The sequence below is a fragment of the Pseudomonas sp. NFR02 genome, from assembly GCF_900119375.1.
GTDB lineage: Bacteria > Pseudomonadota > Gammaproteobacteria > Pseudomonadales > Pseudomonadaceae > Aquipseudomonas > Aquipseudomonas paracarnis.
The window spans coordinates 267,938-290,861 of sequence record NZ_FPJJ01000005.1 but is presented as its reverse complement, the minus strand read 5'-3'; the positions used below and the strand labels follow the sequence as shown (position 1 = coordinate 290,861).

Genomic DNA, 22,924 nt, shown 5'->3' with positions numbered 1-22,924 from the left:
ATTCACCCCCATATCGTCGGCAACGGCACCCGTTTGGACACAGGTGTTTCGCGATAAAAATAGTGGCGTTTCAATGTGTATCAGGGAAGTGTTCAAACTTTGAAAGAAGTCTGAAAACAGCATTGAAGTTGTCAGCCTGGATACATTTTTGGCTGTGAATTTGCGACATGGATCTAGCGATTTACGACAGCCTCGTAAAGAAGCTGAAAGGATAGTTGAGTAAGTATCGTCAATAGGGTCTGCGTGAGCTAACTTTGCGCCGACACAAAAAGAAAGAGCCGCCCAGATAAAAATACAGGTGGGACGGCAGTACTCTTCCTAAAACCAAAGGAGCAAATCACGATGCGCGTGATGAAGTGGAGCATGATCGCCCTGGCTGTTTCAGCAGGCACCTCGCAGTTCGCAATGGCGTCCGCCCAGGACGATTCCAAGGGCTTTGTTGAAGACAGCACGTTCAGCATCAATACTCGCGCGCTGTACTTCAGCCGTGACTTCCGTAACAACCCGTCGGGCCCAGGCTCCAAGAGCCGAGCTGAAGAAACCGGCCTGGGCTTCAATGCCCTCTACGAGTCTGGCTTCACCCAGGGCACCATTGGTGTCGGTGTCGACGTGATCGGCCTGATGGGCGTCAAGCTCGACAGCGGCAAGGGCCGCGCCGGCACCGGCCTGTTCCCAACCGGTTCCGATGGTCGCTCGCAAGACGACTACTCCAAAGGCGGCGGCGCGGTGAAGTTCCGCATCTCCAACACAGTGCTGAAAATCGGTGACCAATACACCACAGCCCCAGTGTTTGCCTCCGACGACAGCCGCCTGCTGCCAGAGCTGCCGCAAGGTATCTCCATCACCAGCAACGAAATCAAGGGCCTGAAGCTTGAAGGCGGTCACTTCACTTCCAGCGTCGCGCAGAACCAGACCTACCACGACAGCCTGGGCCTGACCAAAACCGACTTTGTCGGGGGTGTGTATGCCTTCACTCCAGAAGTCACCGGCAGCCTGTACTACGCGAAAACCGAAGATTACTTCCGCAAGTACTACAGCAACCTGAACTGGACCCACGCCCTGAGCGATGATCAGTCGTTCGCCCTGGACTTCAACATCTACGACACCAAGAGCGACGGCGCCGGCCTGCAACGCGCAGAGAAAGATGGCGTGACCAAGCTCGACAACCGTGCCTTCAGCTTGCAGGGTGCGTACACCATCGGTGCTCACACCTTCACCCTGGCAGCCCAGAAAGTCACCGGTGACGGCGACTACGGTTACGGCGTAGACGGCGGCGGCACTGTGTTCCTGGCCAACTCCATCGCCCGTTCCGACTTCAACGCCGAAGGCGAAAAGTCCTACCAGGCGCGTTATGACATCAACATGGCGACCTTTGGCATTCCGGGCCTGAGCTTCATGACCCGTTACGTCACCGGTAGCGGCGCCAACACCGGCACCACCTCGAACGGCAAAGAGTGGGAACGCGACATCGAAGCCAAGTACGTGATCCAGAGCGGCCCGGCGAAAAACCTGAGCCTGCGCCTGCGTCAAGCGACTTACCGTTCCGGTGATGGCGTGTACTACGGTTCGCCGTCGATCGACGAGCTGCGTCTGATCGCCAACTACCCGCTGAACATCTTGTAATTGCCGGTTCAATTACAACGATGACTTGAGGCCTCGGCCTTAAACAAAAAGCCGCTCCTCTGTTTAAACAGGGAGCGGCTTTTTTATTGCAGTTTTACTTCAACCAACAAAACAACTAGCAAGCTAAGTAACTAGTTTTTCAAAGCTGACCTTTCGGCCAACTTCGATAGCATCACGCCAAGTTACTTCGGCGCACTTTCCTGCATCACCCGAATAACCCGTTGCGGAAACGGAATATCAATCCCGGCCGCTTTCAAACGGTCACGCGCCAGTTCATTGAGCATAAACATCACGTCCCAATAATCCGGAGTGTTGGTCCAGCAACGCAGGGAGACGGTGATGGAACTGTCGCCCAAGGTCGACACCACCGCCACGGCGGCAGGGTCCTTCAGTACACGCGGGTCTTCGGCCAGAGCCAGCAATACTTCACGGGCCTTTTGCAGGTCCGCCTCATAGTCCACACCCACGTCAAACACGACCTTGCGGGTCGGCTGGCGGTTGGTGTTGGTGATAAGGCCGTTGGACAGGCTGCCGTTGGGAATGATCACCGTCTTGTTGTCGCCGGTACGCAGCACCGTGTGGAAGATCTGGATGCTGTCGACGGTACCCGAGGTACCCTGGGCTTCGATCCAGTCACCGATACGGAACGGGCGGAACAACAGAATCAACACGCCGCCGGCAAAGTTCGCCAGGCTGCCTTGCAAGGCCAGGCCGATAGCCAGGGTAGCGGCACCGATCGCCGCAACGAACGAGGTGGTTGCCACACCGATCATCGAGGCCACGTTGACCACCAGCATGACTTTGAGCGCGATGTTCGCAAGGCTGGTGATGAAGTGTTGCAGTGCCAAGTCTGCGTTACGCATGGCCAGCAGACGGCCCACGCGGTGAGTCAAGACGTTGATCAGCCACCAGCCGATGGCCAGGGTGACCAACGCCAGCAATACGCGGCTGCCGTATTCCATGATCATGGGGAGCCAAGACTGGGAGGTCTTGATCAGGTGATCCATTTCAGCGTTCAAATCCATCTACTTTCTCCTGTTGTGCGGCGATAAGGCTGTATTGACTGCCTGAAAACGCAATTGAGCCCCGAAGGGCTCAATTGTAGGCACTGATGCTGGGGCGTGGGACGTCAAAAGTGCCCACAGGTTCCCCAAAGTGCCATCAGTCGCGGAAGTTATTGAACTGCAGCGGCATGTCGAAAGTCTTGGCGCGCAGAGCTGCGATAGCCTCTTGCAGGTCATCACGCTTCTTGCCGGTGACGCGAACCTGCTCGCCCTGGATGGCGGCCTGGACTTTGAGCTTGGCGTCCTTGATATGCGCCACGATCTTCTTGGCCAGCTCTTTGTCGATGCCTTCCTTGAGCACGGCTTCCTGCTTCATCAGCTTGCCGGAGGCGTAGGCATCTTTGACTTCCAGACATTGCACGTCGATCTTGCGCTTGACCAGGGCCAGCTTGAGGATCTCGATCATCGCTTCCAGCTGGAAATCGGCTTCAGCGGTCAGGTTGACGGTCAGTTCCTTTTCCTTGAATTCGAAGCTGCCCTTGCCTTTCAAGTCATAGCGACGGTCCAGTTCCTTGACGGCGTTCTCGACGGCGTTGGTGACTTCGTGTTTGTCCAGTTCAGATACCACGTCGAACGAAGGCATGTGATTTCTCCAATATAAGGGGCGGGCTCAGTAGAGATGGAGCGCGCCCGAGCTAAAATGCCGGGGCATTATAGCGGTTCTTTCGCGCCGTTCACCGCTGGCGACCTTATGGAGTACACACTGATGTCGACCCCCTGGCATATTCTTGGCGCTGGCAGCCTGGGCACCCTCTGGGCCACGCGGCTGGCACGCGCGGGGGTGCCCGTCAGGCTGATCCTGCGTAACCAGGCGCGCCTGGCCAGCTATCGCGCAGGCAAAGGGCTGACCCTGGTGGAGCACGGCGTGGAACAGACTTATCCGGTCATCGGCGAAACGCCTGATAGCTCGGAGCCGATTCGGCGTCTGCTGGTAGCGTGCAAAGCCTACGACGCTCAAAGCGCCATCGCACAGTTGCAGCATCGACTGGCGCCGGACGCCGAATTGATCCTGCTGCAAAACGGCCTCGGCAGCCAGGACGCCGTGGCTGCGCAATGGCCGTCGGCGCGCTGCATCTTTGCCTCCAGCACCGAGGGCGCATTTCGCGATGGCGATTGGCGGGTGGTATTTGCCGGCCATGGCTACACCTGGCTGGGGGACGCGAGCCATCCCACCCCGCCGCTGTGGCTGGATGATTTGCAAGCGGCAGGCATCCCCCATGAATGGGCCACCGATATCCTGACGCGCCTGTGGCGCAAGCTCGCGCTCAATTGCGCCATCAACCCACTGACCGTGTTGTACCACTGCCGCAACGGCGGTTTGAGCGCCCACCACTGCGAGGTCGCCACGCTCTGCGCCGAACTGGCCGAACTGCTGGAGCGCTGTGGCCAGCCTGCGGCTGCACAGGACTTGCACAGCGAAGTCGAGCGGGTGATCCAGGCCACCGCCGCCAATTATTCCTCCATGTACCAGGACGTCGCCAACGCCCGACGCACCGAGATCAGTTACCTGCTGGGCTACGCTTGCCAGGCCGCGGCCCGCCATCAGTTGGCAGCGCCGCACCTGCAACAGGTACACACGCGGTTGGTGGCGCATCTGCTTGCACGCGGATTGGCCAGCGACTGAGGCACGCGCTACCCTGCCTACCTGTCTATCACCGGGGAAAACTCTGATGCCACTGCGCCAGCGTCTTGAAAATCTACCAGTAGGACAAAAACTGCTGGCGGCCCTGCTGGTGCTTCTCACCACCGTATTGCTGGTGGCCAACCTGACGTTTATCAGCGCCGCCTACTGGATCTCCCAGGAAAGCATGGCCCCCCAGGCCTTGCAGGCTATTGGTCGACTGGTGTCCAACCCCTCGCTCGCCGCCGAGGCGCTTGAGTCCCCGACCAAGGCCGAGGCGCTGCTCAATGAATTGACCAGCTATTCACCGTTGCGCGCCGCCGCGCTGTACGACGGCGAAGGCAACCGCCTGGCGCAGATGCAGCACGGCGACCGCCTGCACCTGCCGGACCACTACCGGCATATCGAAGCGTGGCGCCTCACCGAATTTCGCAGCAACCAGATCATCACCCTGCCCCGTGGCACTCAGCCTTCGGGGCATTTGTTGCTGGTGGCCAGCAGTGAGCTGCCGGTGGCGTTCTATACCGGCACGCTGACCGCGAGCCTGGGCATCCTGATTTTCAGTGTGTTGCTGTGGCTGGTCATCGCCCGGCAGATCAAACGCCTGATCACACGACCGATTCATGAACTTGAAGAACTGTCCCGCCAGGTGACCCGCGAGGAGAACTACGCTTTACGCGCCGGGCGTGGCAACCGTGATGAAATCGGCAGCCTGGCCGAAGCGTTCAACACCATGTTGTCGCGCATCGAAGCCCGCGAGCAGCAGCTCAAACGCGCGCGCGACGACTCTCAGGCCGCGTATGACCAGGCCCAGGGTTTGGCCGAAGAAACCCGGCATACCAACCGCAAGCTGGAACTGGAAGTCCAGGTACGCAGCAAGATCGAGAAAAAGCTCACGGGCTTCCAGAACTACCTGAACAGCATCATTGACTCGATGCCCTCGGCGCTGATCGCCCTGGACGAACAACTCTATGTCACCCAGTGGAACCAGGAAGCTACCGCCCTCTCCGGTACGCGTCTGGACGAAGCCCTGAACCAGCCGGTGTTCCTGGCCTTCCAGCCGCTCAAGCCGTACCTGCCACAGATCAAGGCCACCGTGGAGCAGCACACAGTGGAGCGGATAGAACGGGTCACCTGGATCAAGGACGACGAGCCCAAGCATTATGCGCTGACGTTCTACCCGTTGATGGGCGGCGCCGGGCGCGGTGTGGTGATCCGAATCGACGACATCACCCAGCGCCTGTCCCTGGAAGAAATGATGGTGCAATCGGAAAAAATGCTCTCCGTGGGCGGCCTGGCCGCAGGTATGGCCCATGAGATCAACAACCCGTTGGGCGCGATCCTGCATAACGTGCAGAACATTCGGCGGCGCCTGTCCCCCGAGCTGCCCAAGAACCTTGAACTTGCCGAACAGGTGGGCATCGAGCTGGAGACGGTCAACCGATACCTGCAAGGCCGCGAAGTCCCGCAACTGCTCGACGGCATTCAGCAGGCCGGGGCGCGTGCCGCGAAAATCGTTACCCACATGCTCAGCTTCAGCCGCCGCAGCAATCGCCAGATGGCGCCCTGCGATTTGCCGGCGCTGATCGACCAGGCCGTGGAAATCGCCGGTAACGACTTTGACCTGACCATCGGTTTCGATTTCAAGGGCCAGGCGATCATCCGCCAGTTCGATCCGCAACTGGGCCCGGTGCCCGGCACCGCCAACGAGCTGGAGCAAGTGCTGCTCAATTTGCTGAAAAACGCTGCCCAGGCCATTCACCTGCGCGAGGACGACAGCGAGCCGGGGCGCATCATCCTGCGCACCCGCCTCAACCCGCCGTGGGCGGAAATCCAGGTGGAAGACAACGGCATCGGCATGAGCGAAAACGTGCGCAAACGCACGTTCGAACCGTTCTTTACCACCAAGGAAATCGGCCAAGGTACCGGGCTTGGGCTGTCAGTGTCGTATTTCATCATCACCAACAACCACAAGGGCCAGATGGAAGTGCATTCCACCCTGGGCCAGGGCACCTGCTTTACCTTGCGCCTGCCTTTGGCCGGCAGCCAATTGCCCCCCACTGAACTTACCCAACTGGAGCACTGACCATGGGCTTTCGCCTGTCGAAGATCTACACCCGTACCGGCGACAAAGGCGAGACCGGCCTCGGCGACGGCCGCCGCGTGCCCAAGGACCATCCACGCGTGGAAGCGATTGGCGAGGTGGATACGCTGAACAGCCAACTCGGCCTGCTGTTGGCTAACCTTGAAGAACAAAGCGGCAAGCATCCGGGGTTGAAGGATGTGATTGAAGTGCTCACGCCTTGCCAGCACCGTCTGTTTGACTTGGGCGGTGAGCTGGCCATGCCGGTGTACAAGGCATTGAATGCCGCAGAAGTGGATCGGCTGGAAGCGGCGATTGACCGCTGGAATGAGGAGGTTGGGCCGCTGGAGAACTTCATCCTGCCTGGCGGTTCAGCGTTGATCGCTCAAGCCCATGTGTGCCGCAGCCTGGCGCGCAGCGCCGAACGCCGTTGTCAGCACCTGAATGCGGTGGAACCGTTGGAGGGTGTGGGGTTGGCGTACATCAATCGGTTGTCGGATTTGCTGTTTGTGGCGGCCAGGGTGATTGCCAAACGCCAAGGTGTTGCGGAAGTGTTGTGGCAGGCGGCGGCCAAGCCACACTGAGCAGATCGTTCCCACGCTTTGCGTGGGAATGCATCAACGGACGCTCCGCGTCCCAAAGCGTGACGCAGAGCGTCGCAGGAGGCATTCCCACGCAGAGCGTGGGAACGATCAGCACGATCAGCAGAGCGTGGGAACGCTCATCACACCTGCGGCCAGAACGCCCGAATACCTGCCACACCTTGCGCACCAGCCTCCCAAGCTTGCTCCCGCTGCGCCGGCCCAACCCCGCCCAACAGAAACACCGGCTTGCTGAACCCGGCGATCAACTCAGCCGCCTGTTCCCAACCCAACGGCTGCGCATCCGGATGGGTCTGAGTCGGCTGCACCGGCGACAGCGTGACGAAATCCACGTCCATCAACTCTGCCAGTGCCAGTTCTTCCGCGTTGTGGCAAGACGCCGCCAACCAGCGGTCTTTGGGCAGCGGCCGGCCCTTGCTCGCGTATTTGCGCAACTGCGCCGAGGTCATATGCCATCCCGCAGCAGGGAAATCCCCCAGCCACTCGAACGGCCCCTTGAGCATCAGTTGCGCCTTGCCAGCACACAGGCCCACCGCATCCACCGCCAGGTCACGGTATTTGGGGTCATAGCCGTTGGGCGCACGCAGTTGAACCAGCTTGATGCCACCGGCAATAGCCTTCTGGATACCGCGCAACAGCGTCGGGGTTTCCAGCTCGCCAGGGGTGATCAGGTACTCGGCGGGCAAGCGTGCCGCGGCGACAATCGGCGCATTCGCCGCCGGAAATTCATAGTTGACCAGGTCCCGCGGTGCCACCCACGCCAACGGCTGCCCTTCAGCGCCATGGGGCTCGCCGGTAAAAGCCGAGACTTCCCAGACATCCAGCAATACCTGCTTGTCCGGATAGTCATGTTGCACCTTGATCAGCGGCCGCGCCGTGGTGACCTGGATGCCCAGCTCTTCCTGCAATTCACGGGACAAGGCCGTGGCAACCGACTCATCAGCCTCCACCTTGCCGCCGGGAAATTCCCAGAGGCCGCCTTGATGCTGAGTATCGGCACGGCGCGCCAGCAGGATCCTGCCATCGACACCGCGGATCACCGCTGCTGCTACATGTACTCGTTTCACCGCCAGTTTCCTCTTGGTATCAGGTACGGTATTCCGCGTTGATCTTCACGTACTCGTGGGACAGGTCGGTGGTCCAGATGGTTTCGCTGCAGTCACCACGACCCAGTTCGATACGGATGGTGATTTCTTCCTGCTGCATCACCGCCGAGCCCTGGGCTTCGGTGTAGGTTTCGGCGCGGGCGCCACGGCTGGCGATGCACACGTCACCCAGGAACACGTCGATTTTGCTCACGTCCAGGTCCGGCACGCCGGCACGGCCGACAGCCGCGAGGATACGGCCCCAGTTCGGGTCCGAAGCAAACAGCGCGGTCTTGATCAGCGGCGAGTGCGCCACGGTGTAGCCCACATCCAGGCATTCCTGATGGTTGCCGCCGCCGTTGACTTCAACCGTGACGAACTTGGTCGCGCCCTCGCCGTCACGCACGATGGCCTGGGCCACGTCCATGCACACTTCGAACACCGCCTGTTTCAACGCCGCAAACAACGGGCCTTCGGTGGAGGTGATTTCCGGCAGGTTGGCCTGGCCGGTGGCGATCAGCATGCAACAGTCGTTGGTGGAGGTGTCACCGTCGATGGTGATGCGATTGAACGACTTGTTGGCGCCGTCCAGCATCAGGCGTTGCAGCACATCACGGGAAACTTTGGCGTCGGTGGCGATATAGCCGAGCATGGTGGCCATGTTCGGGCGGATCATGCCTGCGCCTTTGCTGATACCGGTGACGGTGATGGTCACGCCCTCATACACGAACTGGCGGCTCGCGCCTTTGGGCAAGGTGTCGGTGGTCATGATGCCAGTGGCCGCAGCCGCCCAGTTATCCACAGACAGATCATCGAGCGCGGCTTGCAGGGCGCCTTCGATTTTTTCCACCGGCAGCGGCTCACCGATCACACCGGTGGAGTACGGCAACACCTGGCTGGCATCGACGCCGGTCAACTGGGCCAGCTTGGCGCAGGTGCGCGCCGCCGCCACCAGGCCGGGCTCGCCGGTGCCCGCGTTGGCGTTGCCGGTATTGGTCAGCAGGTAGCGAATCGACCCGGCCACGCGCTGCTTGGCCAGAATCACCGGCGCGGCGCAGAAGGCGTTGAGGGTGAACACGCCCGCTACGGTCGAGCCTTCAGCACAGCGCATCACCACCACATCCTTGCGCCCCGGGCGCTTGATGCCGGCCGAAGCGATACCAAGTTCAAAACCGGCAACCGGGTGCAACGTGGGCAAAGGACCAAGACCAACAGCCATGAATGCGCTCCTTAAAAATAGGTGATGTCTGTGCCGTCGCTATCGACGGTGGGAATTAATGGCAAAACGCCGCGACGGCAAAGGCCGGTCGCGGCGCGGGGTGTTGCAGCGTCAGGCGAAAATCTTATTCGATCTGGCCGTGGCAGTGTTTGAATTTCTTGCCCGAACCGCAGTAGCACAGCTCGTTGCGGCCCAGCTTCTGGTCATTGCGAACCGGGGTCTGGGCCAGGGCCACATCGACCTCTTCACCCAATGCTTCAGGCTCATCCAGGCCCGGCGCTTCGTCGTGCTGGAACTGCATGCGCGCCGCCAGTGCTTCGGCTTCCTGACGCAGGCGTGCTTCTTCCTCGATCGGGTCTTCGCGACGCACTTGAACGTGGGACAGCACGCGGATCGAATCGCGCTTGATCGAATCCAGCAATTCGGAGAACAGCGTGAACGACTCGCGCTTGTACTCCTGCTTCGGGTTCTTCTGGGCGTAGCCACGCAGGTGGATACCGTGACGCAGGTGGTCCATGGTCGACAGGTGGTCTTTCCACAGATCATCCAGCACGCGCAATACGATCTGTTTTTCGAAGGTGCGCAGTGCTTCGGCACTCGCTTGCTCTTCTTTCTCGTTGTACGCCGCCAGCAGCTCGGCCATCAGTTTTTCGCGCAGGGTTTCTTCGTACAGGTGATCGTCTTCGTCCAGCCATTGCTGAACCGGCAAGTCCACACCGAAGTCGCTCTTCAATGCCGCTTCCAGGCCGGCAACATCCCACTGCTCAGGCAGGGACTGTGGCGGGATGTGGGCGCTGACAGTGGCGTTGAGCACGTCCTGACGGAAATCCGCGATGGTCTCGCCAATGTTGTCGGCGGCCAGCAACGTGTTACGCATGTGATAAATCACTTTACGCTGTTCGTTGTTGACGTCGTCGAACTCAAGCAGTTGCTTACGAATGTCGAAGTTACGGCCTTCTACTTTGCGCTGGGCCTTCTCGATGGCGTTGGTCACCATGCGGTGCTCGATCGCCTCACCGGACTGCATGCCCAGGGCTTTCATGAAGTTCTTCACCCGGTCCGACGCGAAGATACGCATCAGGCTGTCTTCCAGCGACAGGTAGAAACGGCTGGAACCGGCGTCACCCTGGCGACCGGCACGGCCACGCAGCTGGTTGTCGATACGGCGCGATTCGTGACGCTCGGACGCGATCACCTGCAAGCCACCGGATTCCAGCACAGCCTGGTGACGCTTCTGCCAGTCGGCCTTGATCTGGGCGATCTGCTCAGGCGTCGGGTTGTCGAGCGAGGCCACTTCCACTTCCCAGTTGCCGCCCAGCAGGATGTCGGTACCACGACCGGCCATGTTGGTGGCGATGGTCAATGCGCCTGGGCGACCGGCCTGGGCGATGATCTCGGCTTCTTTTTCGTGGAACTTGGCGTTCAGTACCTTGTGCTCGATACCTTCCTTGTTGAGCAGGTTGGACACGTGCTCGGAGGTCTCGATGGTGGCGGTACCCACCAGGATCGGACGGCCCTTGGCCATGCCATCCTTGATGTCATTGATGATCGCCGCGTATTTCTCTTCGGCGGTCAGGAACACCAGGTCGTTGTAGTCTTTACGCGCCAACGGCTTGTTCGGCGGGATGACCATCACGGCCAGGTTGTAGATCTGGTGGAATTCGAACGCTTCGGTGTCGGCCGTACCGGTCATGCCGGACAGCTTGTTGTACAGACGGAAGTAGTTCTGGAAAGTGGTGGACGCCAACGTCTGGCTTTCGGCTTGGATGTTGAGGTGTTCCTTGGCTTCGATGGCCTGGTGCAGGCCTTCGGACAGACGACGACCGGGCATGGTACGACCGGTGTGTTCGTCAACCAGTACCACCTGGCCGTCCTGCACGATGTACTCGACGTTGCGGTGGAACAGCTTGTGGGCGCGCAGGCCAGCGTACACGTGGGTCAACAGGCCCAGGTTGTGCGCCGAGTACAGGCTTTCACCTTCGGCCAATTCGCCGATCTGGGTCAGCATCTCTTCGACAAACTGGTGACCGGCTTCGTTGAGTTCGACCTGGCGGGTCTTCTCGTCGATGGTGAAGTGACCTTCTTTGGTCACCACGCCTTCCACCTCCTCGATGTGCTGCTCAAGACGCGGGATCAACTTGTTGATCTCGGTGTACAGGCGCGAGCTGTCTTCGGCCTGGCCGGAGATGATCAGCGGGGTACGGGCTTCGTCGATGAGGATGGAGTCGACTTCGTCGATCACGGCAAAGTTGAGTTCACGCTGGAATTTTTCATCCATGCTGAACGCCATGTTGTCGCGCAGGTAGTCGAAACCGAATTCGTTGTTGGTACCGTAGGTGATGTCGCAGGCGTACGCGGCGCGCTTCTCTTCCGGCGGCTGGAACGGCGTTACCACGCCGACGGTCAGGCCGAGGAATTCATACAGCGGGCGCATCCAGTTGGCGTCCCGGCGAGCCAGGTAGTCGTTTACCGTCACAACGTGCACGCCCTTGCCGGACAGTGCGTTGAGGTAAACGCCCAGGGTTGCCACCAGGGTCTTGCCTTCACCGGTGCGCATTTCGGCAATCATGCCTTCATGCAAGGTCATGCCGCCGATCAACTGGACGTCGAAGTGGCGCATGCCCATGACGCGCTTACCGGCTTCACGGGCGACCGCAAAGGCTTCGGGCAGCAGCTTGTCGAGGGTTTCACCTTTGGCTATGCGGGCCTTGAACTCTTGGGTCTTGGCGCGCAATTGCTCGTCCGACAGAGCAACCATCTGCTCTTCGAAGGCATTGACCAGCTGCACCGTCTTGAGCATGCGTTTGACTTCGCGCTCATTCTTGCTTCCAAAAAGTTTCTTTAACAAAGGCGCAAACATATCGGCAGGTTCTTCCACACATAGGGATGGAGGGCGCACCGTGAGTGGCCCGAGCAGCCCTCACGGCCGCATTGCGAACGCGCATTCTACCCGGAATCGTGGGTGAGGAAAGTGGCGTTGTTCCCCGAGGCAGGCACGGCGCTGTGAGAGGGCCTGTTTAAAATAAGGGCTTTTGCGCGAACTTCAACCCATGGAGCGCAGAAGTTACTTATTGATTTCATGGGCAAAGCCCAGCCGAGGCACGGCCGCGGGGTGTACCGGCGCTTTCTGTTAAGATAACCGCTCTGTTACCTAAGGTGTCTAAACATGGCATTTCGCCCTCTTACAGCCCGCGCGCCCGGCGTGTTGCTTCGCGAAGCCAAGCCGTTGAAAGCCATCTTTGGCCATGCCAAACGCCTGGGCCATTTGCAACGCCTGCTGGAAAGCCAGCTGCAACCTGCCGCACGTGAGCACTGTCATGTGGCGTCCTGGCGAGAAGGCAATCTGCTATTAATCGTCACCGATGGTCATTGGGCCACGCGCTTGCGTTATCAGCAAAAACGCTTGCAGCGCCAGTTGATGGCGTTTGAAGAATTCGCCGGCTTGACGCGCATTCAGTTCAAGGTACAGCCACCCACCGTGCCGCAAGGCGCAGTGGGGCATACCCTGGACCTGTCGGAAACGGCCGCCGAAACCCTTCAGGCCACCGCCGAAGGGATCAACGACCCGGGCTTGCGCGCCGCCCTGGAACGGCTGGCCGCCCATGCCCGGCCCAAAGCCTGAAACGTTATTTGCGTTTGCTGCCGCCCAATAACGAACCCAGCAGACCACGTACCAACTGGCGCCCCATCTGATTGGCGGCCTGCTGCATGGCTGACTTCAACGCCTTGCCCGCCGTGGTCCCCAGGAAGGCACCGGCCCTGTCGGTAAAGCTCGGCTCTTCGGCGGCCGGAGCAGCCTGCTCGGCAGGCCCAAGCTCCTTGCGGGCCATCAGCACTTCATAGGCAGACTCACGATCCACCGGCTTGTCATAGCGCCCCAACAGCGGCGAGCTGGCAACCAACGCTTTACGTTCGGCTTCGGTGAGCGGCCCGATCCGCGATTGCGGAGGAGCAACCAGTACGCGCTGGACGACTTCCGGCGTGCCCTTTTCCTGCAAGGTTCCCACCAAGGCCTCACCAGTGCCCAACTCTGTAAGCACCGACAAGGTATCGAATGTCGGGTTGGGACGAAAACCGTCCGCCACCGCTCGCAGGGACTTCTGTTCTTTGGCAGTGAACGCGCGCAAACCGTGCTGGATGCGCAGGCCCAGTTGCGCCAGCACCGTATCCGGCAAGTCGCCCGGCGATTGCGTGACGAAATACACGCCGACGCCTTTGGACCGGATCAGGCGCACTACCTGCTCCAGGCGCTCCTGCAAGGCTTTTGGCGTATCGGCGAACAACAAGTGCGCTTCATCGAAAAACAACGCCAGCAACGGTTTGTCGGCATCGCCGCGTTCCGGCAATTGTTCGAACAACTCTGCCAGCAGCCACAACAGGAAGGTCGCGTAGACCTTCGGCGCTTCATGCACCAAGCGGCTGGCGTCCAGCAGGTGGATGCGCCCACGCCCATCACTGGCGGGCTGCAAAATATCCTCCAATTGCAGGGCCGGCTCGCCAAACAGGGCTTCGGCGCCCTGCTGCTCCAGCACTGCCAGACGCCGCAACAAGGCCTGGCTGGAACCGGTGGTCATCAAGGCGGCGTCTTCGCCCAGTAGTTCCGGGTGATAGCGCAGGTGATTGAGCAGTGCCTTGAGGTCCTTGAGGTCCAGCAGCAACAGGCCTTCGCGGTCGGCCACTTTGAACGCCGCATAGAGCGCCGATTGCTGGCTGTCGGTGAGCTCCAACAGGCTGCCGAGCAAGAGCGGGCCCATTTCACTGATGGTGGTGCGCAACGGATGACCGGATTGGCCGTGGATATCCCACAGGGTTACCGGGTACGCCTGGGCCGTGTAATTAAGGAAGGGCATACCGGCGATGCGCTCGGCCACTTTGCCCTGGGGGTTGGCGGCGGCGCCCAGGCCGCAGAGGTCGCCTTTGATGTCGGCAGCGAACACCGCCACACCCGCATCACTGAAGGCTTCCGCCAGGCGCTGCAAGGTGACGGTCTTGCCGGTGCCCGTGGCGCCAGCGATCAACCCATGACGGTTGGCCAGGCGCATGGACTGGGCGATGGGCAGGCCGTCAAGGCCAGCACCGATAAGCAGTTGTGTGGAGTCAGGCATTTCGTCACCTATGGTTAATCTTTAGTGCCGCGAGGTCGATATAGACGGATGTAAGCCCGACAAAGACTAAAAAACGGTCAGATAATTCCGATATGGACCAACGGAGCTATCACCAGAAATACCACACCTTTTTTGACGCTGCCATTTTGCGCCTCCCGCATAGGATGCGCCTCGGATATTAAGACCTTAGCGGACCCTTCAAGCCATGAACAAAAATCTGCGCTTCAGCCACAAGATCCTGCTTGCAGCCTCCCTTATCGTCATCGCCGCTTTCGCGTTGTTTACCCTCTACAACGACTACCTGCAGCGCAACGCGATTCGTGACGACCTCAATAACTACCTGCATGAGATGGGCGACGTCACCGCCAGCAACATCCAGACCTGGCTCACCGGGCGTATCGCCCTGGTGGAAAACGCCGCACAGAACATCGCCATCAACCCTGAACAAAGCGTGGTCGCCAGCCTGCTGGAACAGAAAGCGCTGACCTCGTCATTCATGGCCACCTACGTCGGTGACAGCCAGGGCACCTTCACCATTCGTCCTGACACCAAGATGCCCGACGGCTTCGATCCGCGTGTTCGCCCCTGGTACAAGGGCGCCCAGGCCAGCAACGGTTCAACCCTGACCGAACCCTATATCGACGCGGCGACCGGGCAACTGATCATTTCTGTCGCCACGCCCAGCGCCAAGGGTGGCCAGAGCATCGGCGTAGTCGGCGGCGACCTGAGCCTGCAGACCCTGGTGGACAACATCGGCGCGCTGGATTTTGGCGGCATGGGTTATGCGTTCCTGGTCAGCGCCGACGGCAAAGTGCTGGTGCACCCGGATAAAGCCCTGGTGATGAAGACCCTGGCGGACGTTTATCCAAAAGACACGCCGAAGATCAGCGGCGATTTCAGCGAAGTGCAAGCCAACGGCAAGACCAATATCGTGACGTTCACACCGATCAAGGGCCTGCCCTCGGTGAACTGGTACCTGGGCGTTTCGGTGGATAAAGACAAGTCTTTCGCCATGCTCAGTGAGTTTCGCACCTCGGCGGTGATCGCAACGATCATCGCGGTGGTGATCATCATCGCCCTGCTCGGCATGCTCATCCGCGTCTTGCTGCAACCTTTGCACCTGATGACCCGAGCCATGCAGGACATTGCCGACGGTGAAGGCGACCTGACCCGCCGCCTGACCATCCAGAACAATGATGAATTCGGCACCCTGGGCAATGCCTTCAACCGCTTCGTCGAGCGCATTCATACCTCGATTCGCGAAGTGTCTTCAGCCACCGAGCACGTCAATGAAGTGGCCCTGCGGGTGGTCAGCGCCTCCAACTCGTCGATGGTCAACTCCGACGAACAGGCCAACCGCACCAACAGCGTCGCTGCGGCCATCAATCAACTGGGGGCCGCAGCTCAGGAGATCGCACGCAACGCCGCCCAAGCCTCCAGTCAGGCCAGCGATGCCAGGCACTTGGCCGAAGACGGCCAGCAGGTGGTTGAACGCAATATCAAGGCGATGACGCAGTTATCCAGCATGATCAGCACCTCAAGCACCAATATCGAAGCACTTAACAGCAAAACGGTGAATATTGGCCAGATCCTTGAAGTGATCACCAGCATTTCCCAGCAAACCAACCTGCTGGCGCTCAATGCGGCGATCGAAGCGGCGCGCGCCGGGGAAGCCGGGCGTGGCTTTGCGGTCGTGGCCGATGAAGTGCGCAACCTAGCTCATCGCACTCAGGAGTCGGCGCAACAGGTGCAGACGATGATCGAAGAGCTACAGGTGGGCGCCCGGGACTCGGTGACTACCATGAGCGAAAGCCAACGCCACAGCCTGGACAGCGTGGAAATCGCCAACCTGGCCGGCGAGCGCCTGAACAGCGTGACCCAGCGCATTGGCGAGATCGACGGTATGAACCAGTCGGTCGCCACCGCCACTGAAGAACAGACCTCGGTGGTGGAGTCGATCAATATGGACATCACCGAGATCAACACCCTCAACCAGGAAGGCGTGGAAAACCTGCAATCGACCTTGCGCGCCTGCTCGGACCTGGAACAACAGGCCTCGCGTTTGAAGCAATTGGTGGGCAGCTTCCGGATCTGAGGGGCAATACCGACCATTACAGCGAACGCAATGCGATCCAATGTGGGAGCGGGCTTGCTCGCGAAAGCAGTCTATCAGTTGAAGATGTACTGACTGATTCACCGCTTTCGCGAGCAAGCCCGCTCCCACAGGGGACCTGCGTTTAACAGACCGGCATAACACACCAATCCCAATCGAACATCTATCCTTACCTCAGGTCCATCTAGGGAGAGCAATGGATCGGAGGGATGTTCATCGTGCATATCGCTGACATAACCATGTTCTACGCCCCGGCCAGCGGTGGCGTACGCACTTACCTTGACGCCAAGCACCGGCGTCTGGCGCTCAAGCCGGGCATTCGCCACAGCCTGTTGATACCCGGTGCACACTTGAGCGAGCAGGACGGCATCTTCAAAGTACCGGCGCCCGCCCTGCCCTTCGGCAAAGGCTATCGCTTCCCCCTTCGTTTGGCGCCTTGGCGAAATGTCCTGCACGATTTACAGCCTGACCTGATCGAAGTTGGCGACCCTTACCTGACCGCCTGGGCCGCACTGGATGCCCGACGCCAATTGGATGTGCCGGTCATCGGCTTTTACCACTCCGACCTGCCACTGCTGGTGAGCAATCGCATGGGGCCTTGGTTTACCCCCAATGTTGAAGCCTATGTGCGCAAACTCTATGGGAATTTCGACCGAGTGCTCGCCCCCAGCCAGGTAATGGCCGACAAGCTCACCGGGCTTGGCGTCAGAAATGTCTTCGTGCAACCCCTGGGTGTAGACCTGCAAACCTTCACCCCTGAGGTACGTGACCCCGGCCTGCGCGCCGAACTGGGGATTGGCGAAGACACTCGACTACTGATCTTCGCCGGGCGCGGCTCCAAGGAGAAAAACCTGCCGGTGCTGCTCAACTGCATGAAACGCCTGGGGGAAGGCTACCACTTGCTGTTGGTGGGCTCCGGCATGCCGGCCAGCGTGCCAGACAATGTCACCGTGATTGACGGATTCCGGCCCGCCCAACATGTCGCTCGGCTGATGGCCAGCGCCGACGCCTTACTGCATGGTGGCGACCAGGAGACCTTCGGCCTGGTGATCCTGGAAGCCATGGCCTGCGGTATTCCAGTGGTCGCCGTGGCGGCCGGGGCCTTTACCGAGATTATCGACGAGCGTTGTGGCGTGCTGTGTGCGCCAAACAACCCCAAGGCCATGGCCGATGCGGTGCTCGAGTTGTTCAGTACCGACAGCCGACGCCTGGGTGCTCAGGCTCGGCGCCATGTCGAGCAGCATTATGCGTGGGACACAGTAGTCGACAGCCTGCTGGGGCATTACTGCGCCGTGCTGGGCAGCCATGAACCGATGCTCGCCCATGGCTGAGCGCGCGCTGATGCTGGTACTGCACGACGTGGCACCGCACACCTGGGCCGACTACCGGCCCTTCGTCGAGGCCGTCGATGCACTGGGCGACGTGCCCATCACTTGGCTGGTGGTGCCGGACTTCCATCACCATGACGACCTAGCCGCCCACCGCGATTTTCGGCGCCTGCTCGATAGCCGTGTCGCCAAGGGCGATGAACTCACCTTGCATGGTTATTACCATTGTGACGACCAACCTCGGCCGCGTACGCCAAAAGAATGGTTTATGCGACGCATCTATACCCACGAAGGCGAGTTTTACCAGCTGTCCGAAGCCGAGGCGTTGCGGCGGTTGACCGCCGGCATTGAGGTATTCCAGCGCAATGGCTGGCCGCTGCATGGCTTTGTTGCGCCAGCCTGGTTGATGAGCGATGGCACCCGGCAGGCATTGCGCCAGTTGCCGCTGAGCTACACCAGCGACCCACAACATTTTTATCGCCTACCGGACTTCACGCCTATCAACGCCCCTGGCCTGGTGTGGAGCGCCCGCAGTGCATGGCGCCGGGGATTGTCCAAAATCCTCACTGATCGCCGTGAACAGCGATGGCAGGCCGCCCCGCTGATCCGACTGGGTTTGCATCCGGTGGACATGCGCCACAGGTTTTCCCGCGATTATTGGCTAGACACCCTGCAACGCCTGCTCAACGCGGGGCGCGTCCCCCAAACCAAGGCCGCCTGGCTGGCGACGCAGCCATGGGCCGACTGATCTGGTTAGTGTTGGCGCTCTTGGTGGCGCTGGTGATTCCATTGTGGCTGGGCGGCGGCGAAAGCATTGCGCGCCTGCGCCAGTTTCCGTTGCCCCAGTTACTGGGGATGTTCGCCATGATCATCGGCTGCTGGCTGATCAACAGCCTGCGCATCCGCCTGTTGCTTGGCGAGCATCGCGGCCAGTTAGGGCCGCTCAAAAGCCTTGGCGTGGTGATATCCACTGAATTCGCCATGTGTGCAACTCCCGGCGGCAGCGGCGGGCCGTTGACCCTGATGGCCCTGCTGGCGCGCAACGGTATCCGCCCCGCCCATGGCAGCGCGGTGTTCGCCATGGACCAGTTGAGCGACCTGGTGTTTTTTCTCTGCGCACTGGTAGGGATCTTGCTGTATGCGCTGTTCCATAGCCTCAGCCCGCGTCTGGAGTGGTTGCTGGGGCTCAGCGCCGTGTCGATGGTGGGTGGGGTAATCAGTGGCTGGGCCGTGGTGCATGTTCACCGGCGGCTGATTCGCCTGGCGGGTTTGGCACTCAAGGCCATGAAGGTCAGTGCTACCACCCGCCGACGCTGGGCACGCCGGTTGCTGCGTTTTCTTGCGGCGTTCAGCGCCACCCTGAAACTACCCCGGAGCACCTTGCTTGGGGTCTTTGCGCTGACCAGCCTGCATTGGCTGCTGCGTTACAGCGTGCTGTACCTGGCGCTGCGCGGGTTGGGGGGCGAGGTACAGTGGGCCTGGAGCTTTCTGATCCAGATGTTATCCCTGACTGCGGGGCAGTTCAGCCTGGCGCCTGGTGGGGCCGGCGCTGCGGAATTGACGTCAGCGGCACTGCTGGCGCCCATGGTGGGCACATCCACAGCGGCTGCGGCAATTCTGATCTGGCGCGCGGTGACCTACTACTTCTATTTGCTGGCCGGTGCGCCAGTGTTTCTATTGATGGTCGGCAAACCGCTGCTCAAGCGTCTTTTTCAGGGGCGGCAGGCGGCTGGTCCTGCGCCTGTGTCTGCTCCCATAAACGCGCCGCGCCTGGAAAATCAGTACCATCCTCGGCATCCAGCGCGTCCGGGTCGTAACGACTCAAACAGCCCTCGCCCAAGGTAGCAGGCGCCCGTGAGGTGGCTTTATCCAGCGGGTCGCTCATGGGAATCTCCTGAAACAGAAATAAAAAAAGGGCCTGGAGAGTTTTACCTCCAGGCCCCGGTGTCTTTCAATCACAATCGCCGGGTCAGAAGACCACGGTCTTGTTGCCGTGCACCAACACGCGATCTTCCAAGTGATAGCGCAGGCCACGGGCCAGCACCATCTTCTCGACGTCACGGCCGAAGCGCACCATGTCTTCAATGCTGTCGCTGTGGCTGACGCGCACCACGTCCTGCTCGATGATCGGGCCGGCGTCCAGCTCTTCGGTCACGTAGTGGCAGGTTGCACCAATCAGCTTCACGCCACGCAGGGAAGCCTGGTGATACGGCTTGGCACCGACAAAGGACGGCAAGAAGCTGTGGTGGATGTTGATCACCTTGCCAGCGTATTCGCGGCACAGTTCCGGTGGCAGGATTTGCATGTAGCGCGCCAGCACCACTACATCCGCATCATGCTGCTTGACCAGACGCGACACCTCGGCAAATGCCGGTTCCTTGTCCTGTGGGTTGACCGGCACATGGTAATAAGGGATGCCATGCCATTCGACCATGCTGCGCAGGTCATCGTGGTTGGAGATCACGCAAGCAATCTCGCAATCGAGTTCGTCGCTGTGCCAGCGGTGCAGCAGGTCTGCCAGGCAGTGGGATTCGCGGCTGGCCATCAGCACCACGCGTTTCTTCTGCTCTGTATCGGTGATGTGCCAGGTCATCGAAAACTCTTCGGCAATCGGCGCAAACGCCTCGCGGAATGCTTCCAGGCCAAAGGGCAGCGTATCGGCACGGATTTCGTGACGCATGAAAAACCAACCACTGAGATCGTCCGAGTGATGGCTCGCCTCGGTGATCCAGCCATTATGGGAAGCCAGAAAGTTACTGACCTTGGCAACGATGCCAACCCGGTCCGGGCAAGCAATCACCAGCCGAAAAGTGCGCATTAGGGGAAAACTCCAGAACTTCACAAAGGCCGCTATTCTAGCGATTACGCAGAAAAACTGCAGTATTCCCTTGCACCTTATCTTGAGGCATGGCCGTGGTAACACCCCTTAACCGTGTAAGGTTTTACCACCGCTATATGACGGTACAACGGCATGCTGAGGTCAGTAGCAAAAAATTAACGCGATTATCTTTGCGCTTAACGCTGACTAATTAACTCATCGGCCAGGTTTTCTCACACACATTCAATGTCATTCACCTGAATAACGTCTTAAATGTTTACTTGATGAAATTGCCTGACTATTATTAGGCCACTCACCCTGTCAATCAGCGTTCTACATAAGGTAGTCCACATGTCACTGATCAACGAATACCGCGCCACCGAAGAAGCTATCAAAGAGCTGCAAGCCCGTTTGAAGAACCTGTCCGAAGACGACAAGCTGAAAACCGAGCTGGAATTCGAAGGCAAATTGCGCACCCTGATGGGTGAATACTCCAAATCCCTGCGTGACATCATCGCGCTGCTGGATCCAGAGTCGAAAGTTAAAGCACCGCGCGGCGCTGTGAAAACTACCGGCACCAAGCGTGCTCGCAAGGTCAAGCAATACAAAAACCCACACAACGGCGAAGTGATTGAAACCAAAGGTGGCAACCACAAAACTCTGAAAGAGTGGAAAGCCAAGTGGGGCGGTGACGTAGTTGAAGGTTGGGCAACCCTGCTGGGCTAAGCCCGGTCGGACGTTCACCCGATACGTCACACATGAAAAACGCCAGCTTGCTGGCGTTTTTTATTGTCTGAATATTCTGTAGTTATGCGCTTACAGACTCAAGCGCGCCGCTAATGAATCCACATAGTCCTGCCATTGCGCCAGCACCTGGCACTGAAACGATGTAGCACTAACCGCCAACTCCTCACGCGCCTGCTTAAATGCCAACAGGGTATTCGGCGCCCCCCACTGCGCCTCCGACAAACGTTGCTGACAGAAAAGTTTCCAGCGTTGTTGCTCGTCATTGTTCAAGGTTTCAGGAAAGTTACGCGCCCGGTAGCGAAATAATAATTCCGGCAAACGATGATCATCGAACGGCCACTGCTGACGGGCTAATTGCGCGGGCTCTGCCATGCGAACTTGCTCACATAAACGGCGGTCACGATCACCAATAAAACCCTCGTAGAGCTGCTGCTCCGGGTCCGCGTTCGACGCAAAGTCTTCCTCGGCATAAATGGCCGCTAACTTGTCCCGCCAAACTTCCTGTGCGTCAGTTAGTCGCAGCGCCCGCGCGAGGCAAGCCTTCTTATCCAGTTGCAGGCGCTCAAGATCTTGCGGGCGCAGCACCTTCAACGGCGCAACCACCGGGCAGCGGTTGATATGCAGTAGCTTGAGCGGAACCGGCAGCTCACCTTCGGCCAGCTCATCGCGGCGCGTGTAAAGACGCTGGCGCAGGGTCGCCGCATCCAGGTCCAACAGCCCTTGTGGATCGAGCCCCAGGTCACAGACGATCAAGGCATTGCGATTGCGTGGGTGCCAGGCCAGGGGCAAGACCACGCCCAGGTAATGGCGTTCGGCGGAGAAACGCCCGGAGATATGCACCATCGGTTGCAGCAACCGCACCTGATCCATGACCCGTTGTTTACTGCGCAGTTGAAACAACCATTCATATAACTTCGGTTGTTTCTCCCGGACCAACCGCGCCAGGGCGATGGTTGCACGCACATCCGACAACGCGTCATGGGCCTGGCCGTGGTCTATGCCGTTGGCCTCTGTCAAGCGTTCGAGCTTGAGGGTCACGCGCCCTTCCTGCTCGGGCCAGTTGATGCCCTCCGGCCGCAGGGCGTAGGCGGTGCGCATCACATCGATCAAGTCCCAGCGACTGTTGCCGCCCTGCCACTCGCGCGCATAGGGGTCGAAAAAATTGCGGTACAGACTGTAGCGCGTCATTTCATCGTCGAATCGCAGGGTGTTGTAGCCGGCGCCGCAGGTACCTGGCGCGGCCAATTCGGCGTGCACCCGAGTCATGAAATCGGCTTCGGCAAGGCCCTTCTCAGCGAGGATACTCGGCGTAATACCCGTGATCGCACACGCTGCCGGATGAGGCAGGATATCGTCGCTGGGCTGGCAATAAAGGTTGATCGGCGCACCGACCTCATTGAGCTCAAGGTCGGTGCGGATACCGGCTACCTGGAGCGGGCGATCGTTGCGCGGGTTGATGCCGGTGGTTTCATAGTCGTACCAGAAAATCGAGGTCACGGGCTATTCCTGTGCTGAA

General features: G+C 59.7%; 18 protein-coding genes and 1 pseudogene. 11 read left to right on the top strand and 8 right to left on the bottom strand.

All coding sequences use genetic code 11. From position 1 onward, the window contains the following. Positions 1-342: 342 nt before the first annotated feature. Complete coding sequence (locus tag BT199_RS17280) at positions 343-1,623, top strand: OprD family porin (RefSeq protein WP_072435120.1); 1,281 nt, start codon at positions 343-345, stop codon at positions 1,621-1,623. Positions 1,624-1,805: 182 nt separating this feature from the next. Here the strand turns inward: BT199_RS17280 and BT199_RS17275 are convergent, their stop codons facing one another. Then, positions 1,806-2,648 carry a mechanosensitive ion channel family protein gene (locus tag BT199_RS17275; protein WP_014719720.1) on the bottom strand — a complete coding sequence of 281 codons (843 nt, stop codon included), beginning with the start codon at positions 2,646-2,648 and terminating at the stop codon, positions 1,806-1,808. Positions 2,649-2,784: 136 nt separating this feature from the next. Continuing rightward, complete coding sequence (locus BT199_RS17270; RefSeq protein WP_003193880.1) at positions 2,785-3,270, bottom strand: YajQ family cyclic di-GMP-binding protein; 486 nt, start codon at positions 3,268-3,270, stop codon at positions 2,785-2,787. 123 nt (positions 3,271-3,393) lie between these two features. Between BT199_RS17270 and BT199_RS17265 the strand changes: the two genes are divergently transcribed. The 3 genes from BT199_RS17265 to BT199_RS17255 are packed head-to-tail and all read left to right on the top strand — an operon-like array spanning position 3,394 to position 6,975. After that, entirely contained in the window at positions 3,394-4,311 is a 918-nt protein-coding gene (locus BT199_RS17265; RefSeq protein WP_014719721.1) for a putative 2-dehydropantoate 2-reductase, read from the top strand. 46 nt (positions 4,312-4,357) lie between these two features. Then, the gene (locus BT199_RS17260; RefSeq protein ID WP_014719722.1) at positions 4,358-6,394 is read left to right on the top strand and encodes a sensor histidine kinase; all 2,037 of its coding nucleotides are present in this window, start codon (positions 4,358-4,360) and stop codon (positions 6,392-6,394) included. A 2-nt stretch (positions 6,395-6,396) separates the two neighbouring features. Then, complete coding sequence (locus BT199_RS17255; protein ID WP_014719723.1) at positions 6,397-6,975, top strand: cob(I)yrinic acid a,c-diamide adenosyltransferase; 579 nt, start codon at positions 6,397-6,399, stop codon at positions 6,973-6,975. A 140-nt stretch (positions 6,976-7,115) separates the two neighbouring features. Here the strand turns inward: BT199_RS17255 and BT199_RS17250 are convergent, their stop codons facing one another. From BT199_RS17250 to secA, 3 genes are all read right to left on the bottom strand, one after another. Beyond that, positions 7,116-8,060, bottom strand: a complete 945-nt coding sequence (locus tag BT199_RS17250; RefSeq protein WP_014719724.1) for a Nudix family hydrolase — start codon at positions 8,058-8,060, stop codon at positions 7,116-7,118. A 19-nt stretch (positions 8,061-8,079) separates the two neighbouring features. Then, positions 8,080-9,297, bottom strand: coding sequence for a bifunctional glutamate N-acetyltransferase/amino-acid acetyltransferase ArgJ (gene argJ / locus BT199_RS17245; protein ID WP_014719725.1), 1,218 nt, complete (start codon positions 9,295-9,297; stop codon positions 8,080-8,082). A 124-nt stretch (positions 9,298-9,421) separates the two neighbouring features. After that, on the bottom strand, positions 9,422-12,157 hold the full coding sequence (gene secA / locus BT199_RS17240) for a preprotein translocase subunit SecA (RefSeq protein ID WP_014719726.1): 2,736 nt from the start codon (positions 12,155-12,157) through the stop codon (positions 9,422-9,424). 306 nt (positions 12,158-12,463) lie between these two features. Here secA and BT199_RS17235 point away from each other — a divergent pair, with 306 nt between their 5' ends. Beyond that, on the top strand, positions 12,464-12,919 hold the full coding sequence (locus BT199_RS17235; RefSeq protein WP_019821244.1) for a DUF721 domain-containing protein: 456 nt from the start codon (positions 12,464-12,466) through the stop codon (positions 12,917-12,919). Between the two features lie 4 nt (positions 12,920-12,923). Here the strand turns inward: BT199_RS17235 and BT199_RS17230 are convergent, their stop codons facing one another. Then, positions 12,924-14,402 (bottom strand): helicase HerA-like domain-containing protein, encoded by a 1,479-nt coding sequence (locus BT199_RS17230; RefSeq protein WP_014719728.1) that lies wholly within the window; start codon positions 14,400-14,402, stop codon positions 12,924-12,926. Between the two features lie 205 nt (positions 14,403-14,607). Between BT199_RS17230 and BT199_RS27745 the strand changes: the two are divergent. The 5 genes and pseudogenes from BT199_RS27745 to BT199_RS17210 form a co-directional block, all read left to right on the top strand. Continuing rightward, a pseudogene (locus BT199_RS27745) lies at positions 14,608-15,639 on the top strand (cache domain-containing protein); the annotation flags it as partial. A 93-nt stretch (positions 15,640-15,732) separates the two neighbouring features. Further along, entirely contained in the window at positions 15,733-16,497 is a 765-nt protein-coding gene (locus tag BT199_RS27740) for a methyl-accepting chemotaxis protein (protein ID WP_370694806.1), read from the top strand. A gap of 227 nt (positions 16,498-16,724) precedes the next feature. Then, complete coding sequence (locus tag BT199_RS17220; protein WP_072435119.1) at positions 16,725-17,846, top strand: N-acetylglucosaminyl phosphatidylglycerol synthase; 1,122 nt, start codon at positions 16,725-16,727, stop codon at positions 17,844-17,846. Next, complete coding sequence (locus tag BT199_RS17215) at positions 17,839-18,591, top strand: N-acetylglucosaminyl phosphatidylglycerol deacetylase (RefSeq protein ID WP_014719731.1); 753 nt, start codon at positions 17,839-17,841, stop codon at positions 18,589-18,591. Before BT199_RS17220 ends, BT199_RS17215 begins: the two co-directional genes overlap by 8 nt. Further along, a complete protein-coding gene (locus BT199_RS17210; RefSeq protein WP_072435117.1) occupies positions 18,579-19,688 on the top strand; it encodes a glucosaminyl phosphatidylglycerol flippase in 1,110 nt (369 codons plus the stop codon). The genes BT199_RS17215 and BT199_RS17210 overlap by 13 nt, the downstream gene beginning before the upstream one ends. A 124-nt stretch (positions 19,689-19,812) precedes the next feature. On the opposite strand, the gene purU is transcribed toward BT199_RS17210, so the two are convergent. Then, a complete protein-coding gene (gene purU / locus BT199_RS17205) occupies positions 19,813-20,661 on the bottom strand; it encodes a formyltetrahydrofolate deformylase (RefSeq protein WP_019821236.1) in 849 nt (282 codons plus the stop codon). A 351-nt stretch (positions 20,662-21,012) separates the two neighbouring features. Between purU and mvaT the strand changes: the two genes are divergently transcribed. Further along, the gene (mvaT, locus tag BT199_RS17200) at positions 21,013-21,387 is read left to right on the top strand and encodes a histone-like nucleoid-structuring protein MvaT (protein WP_019821235.1); all 375 of its coding nucleotides are present in this window, start codon (positions 21,013-21,015) and stop codon (positions 21,385-21,387) included. Positions 21,388-21,477: 90 nt separating this feature from the next. Here the strand turns inward: mvaT and sbcB are convergent, their stop codons facing one another. Further along, complete coding sequence (gene sbcB / locus BT199_RS17195; RefSeq protein WP_072435115.1) at positions 21,478-22,905, bottom strand: exodeoxyribonuclease I; 1,428 nt, start codon at positions 22,903-22,905, stop codon at positions 21,478-21,480. Positions 22,906-22,924 lie beyond the last annotated feature (19 nt).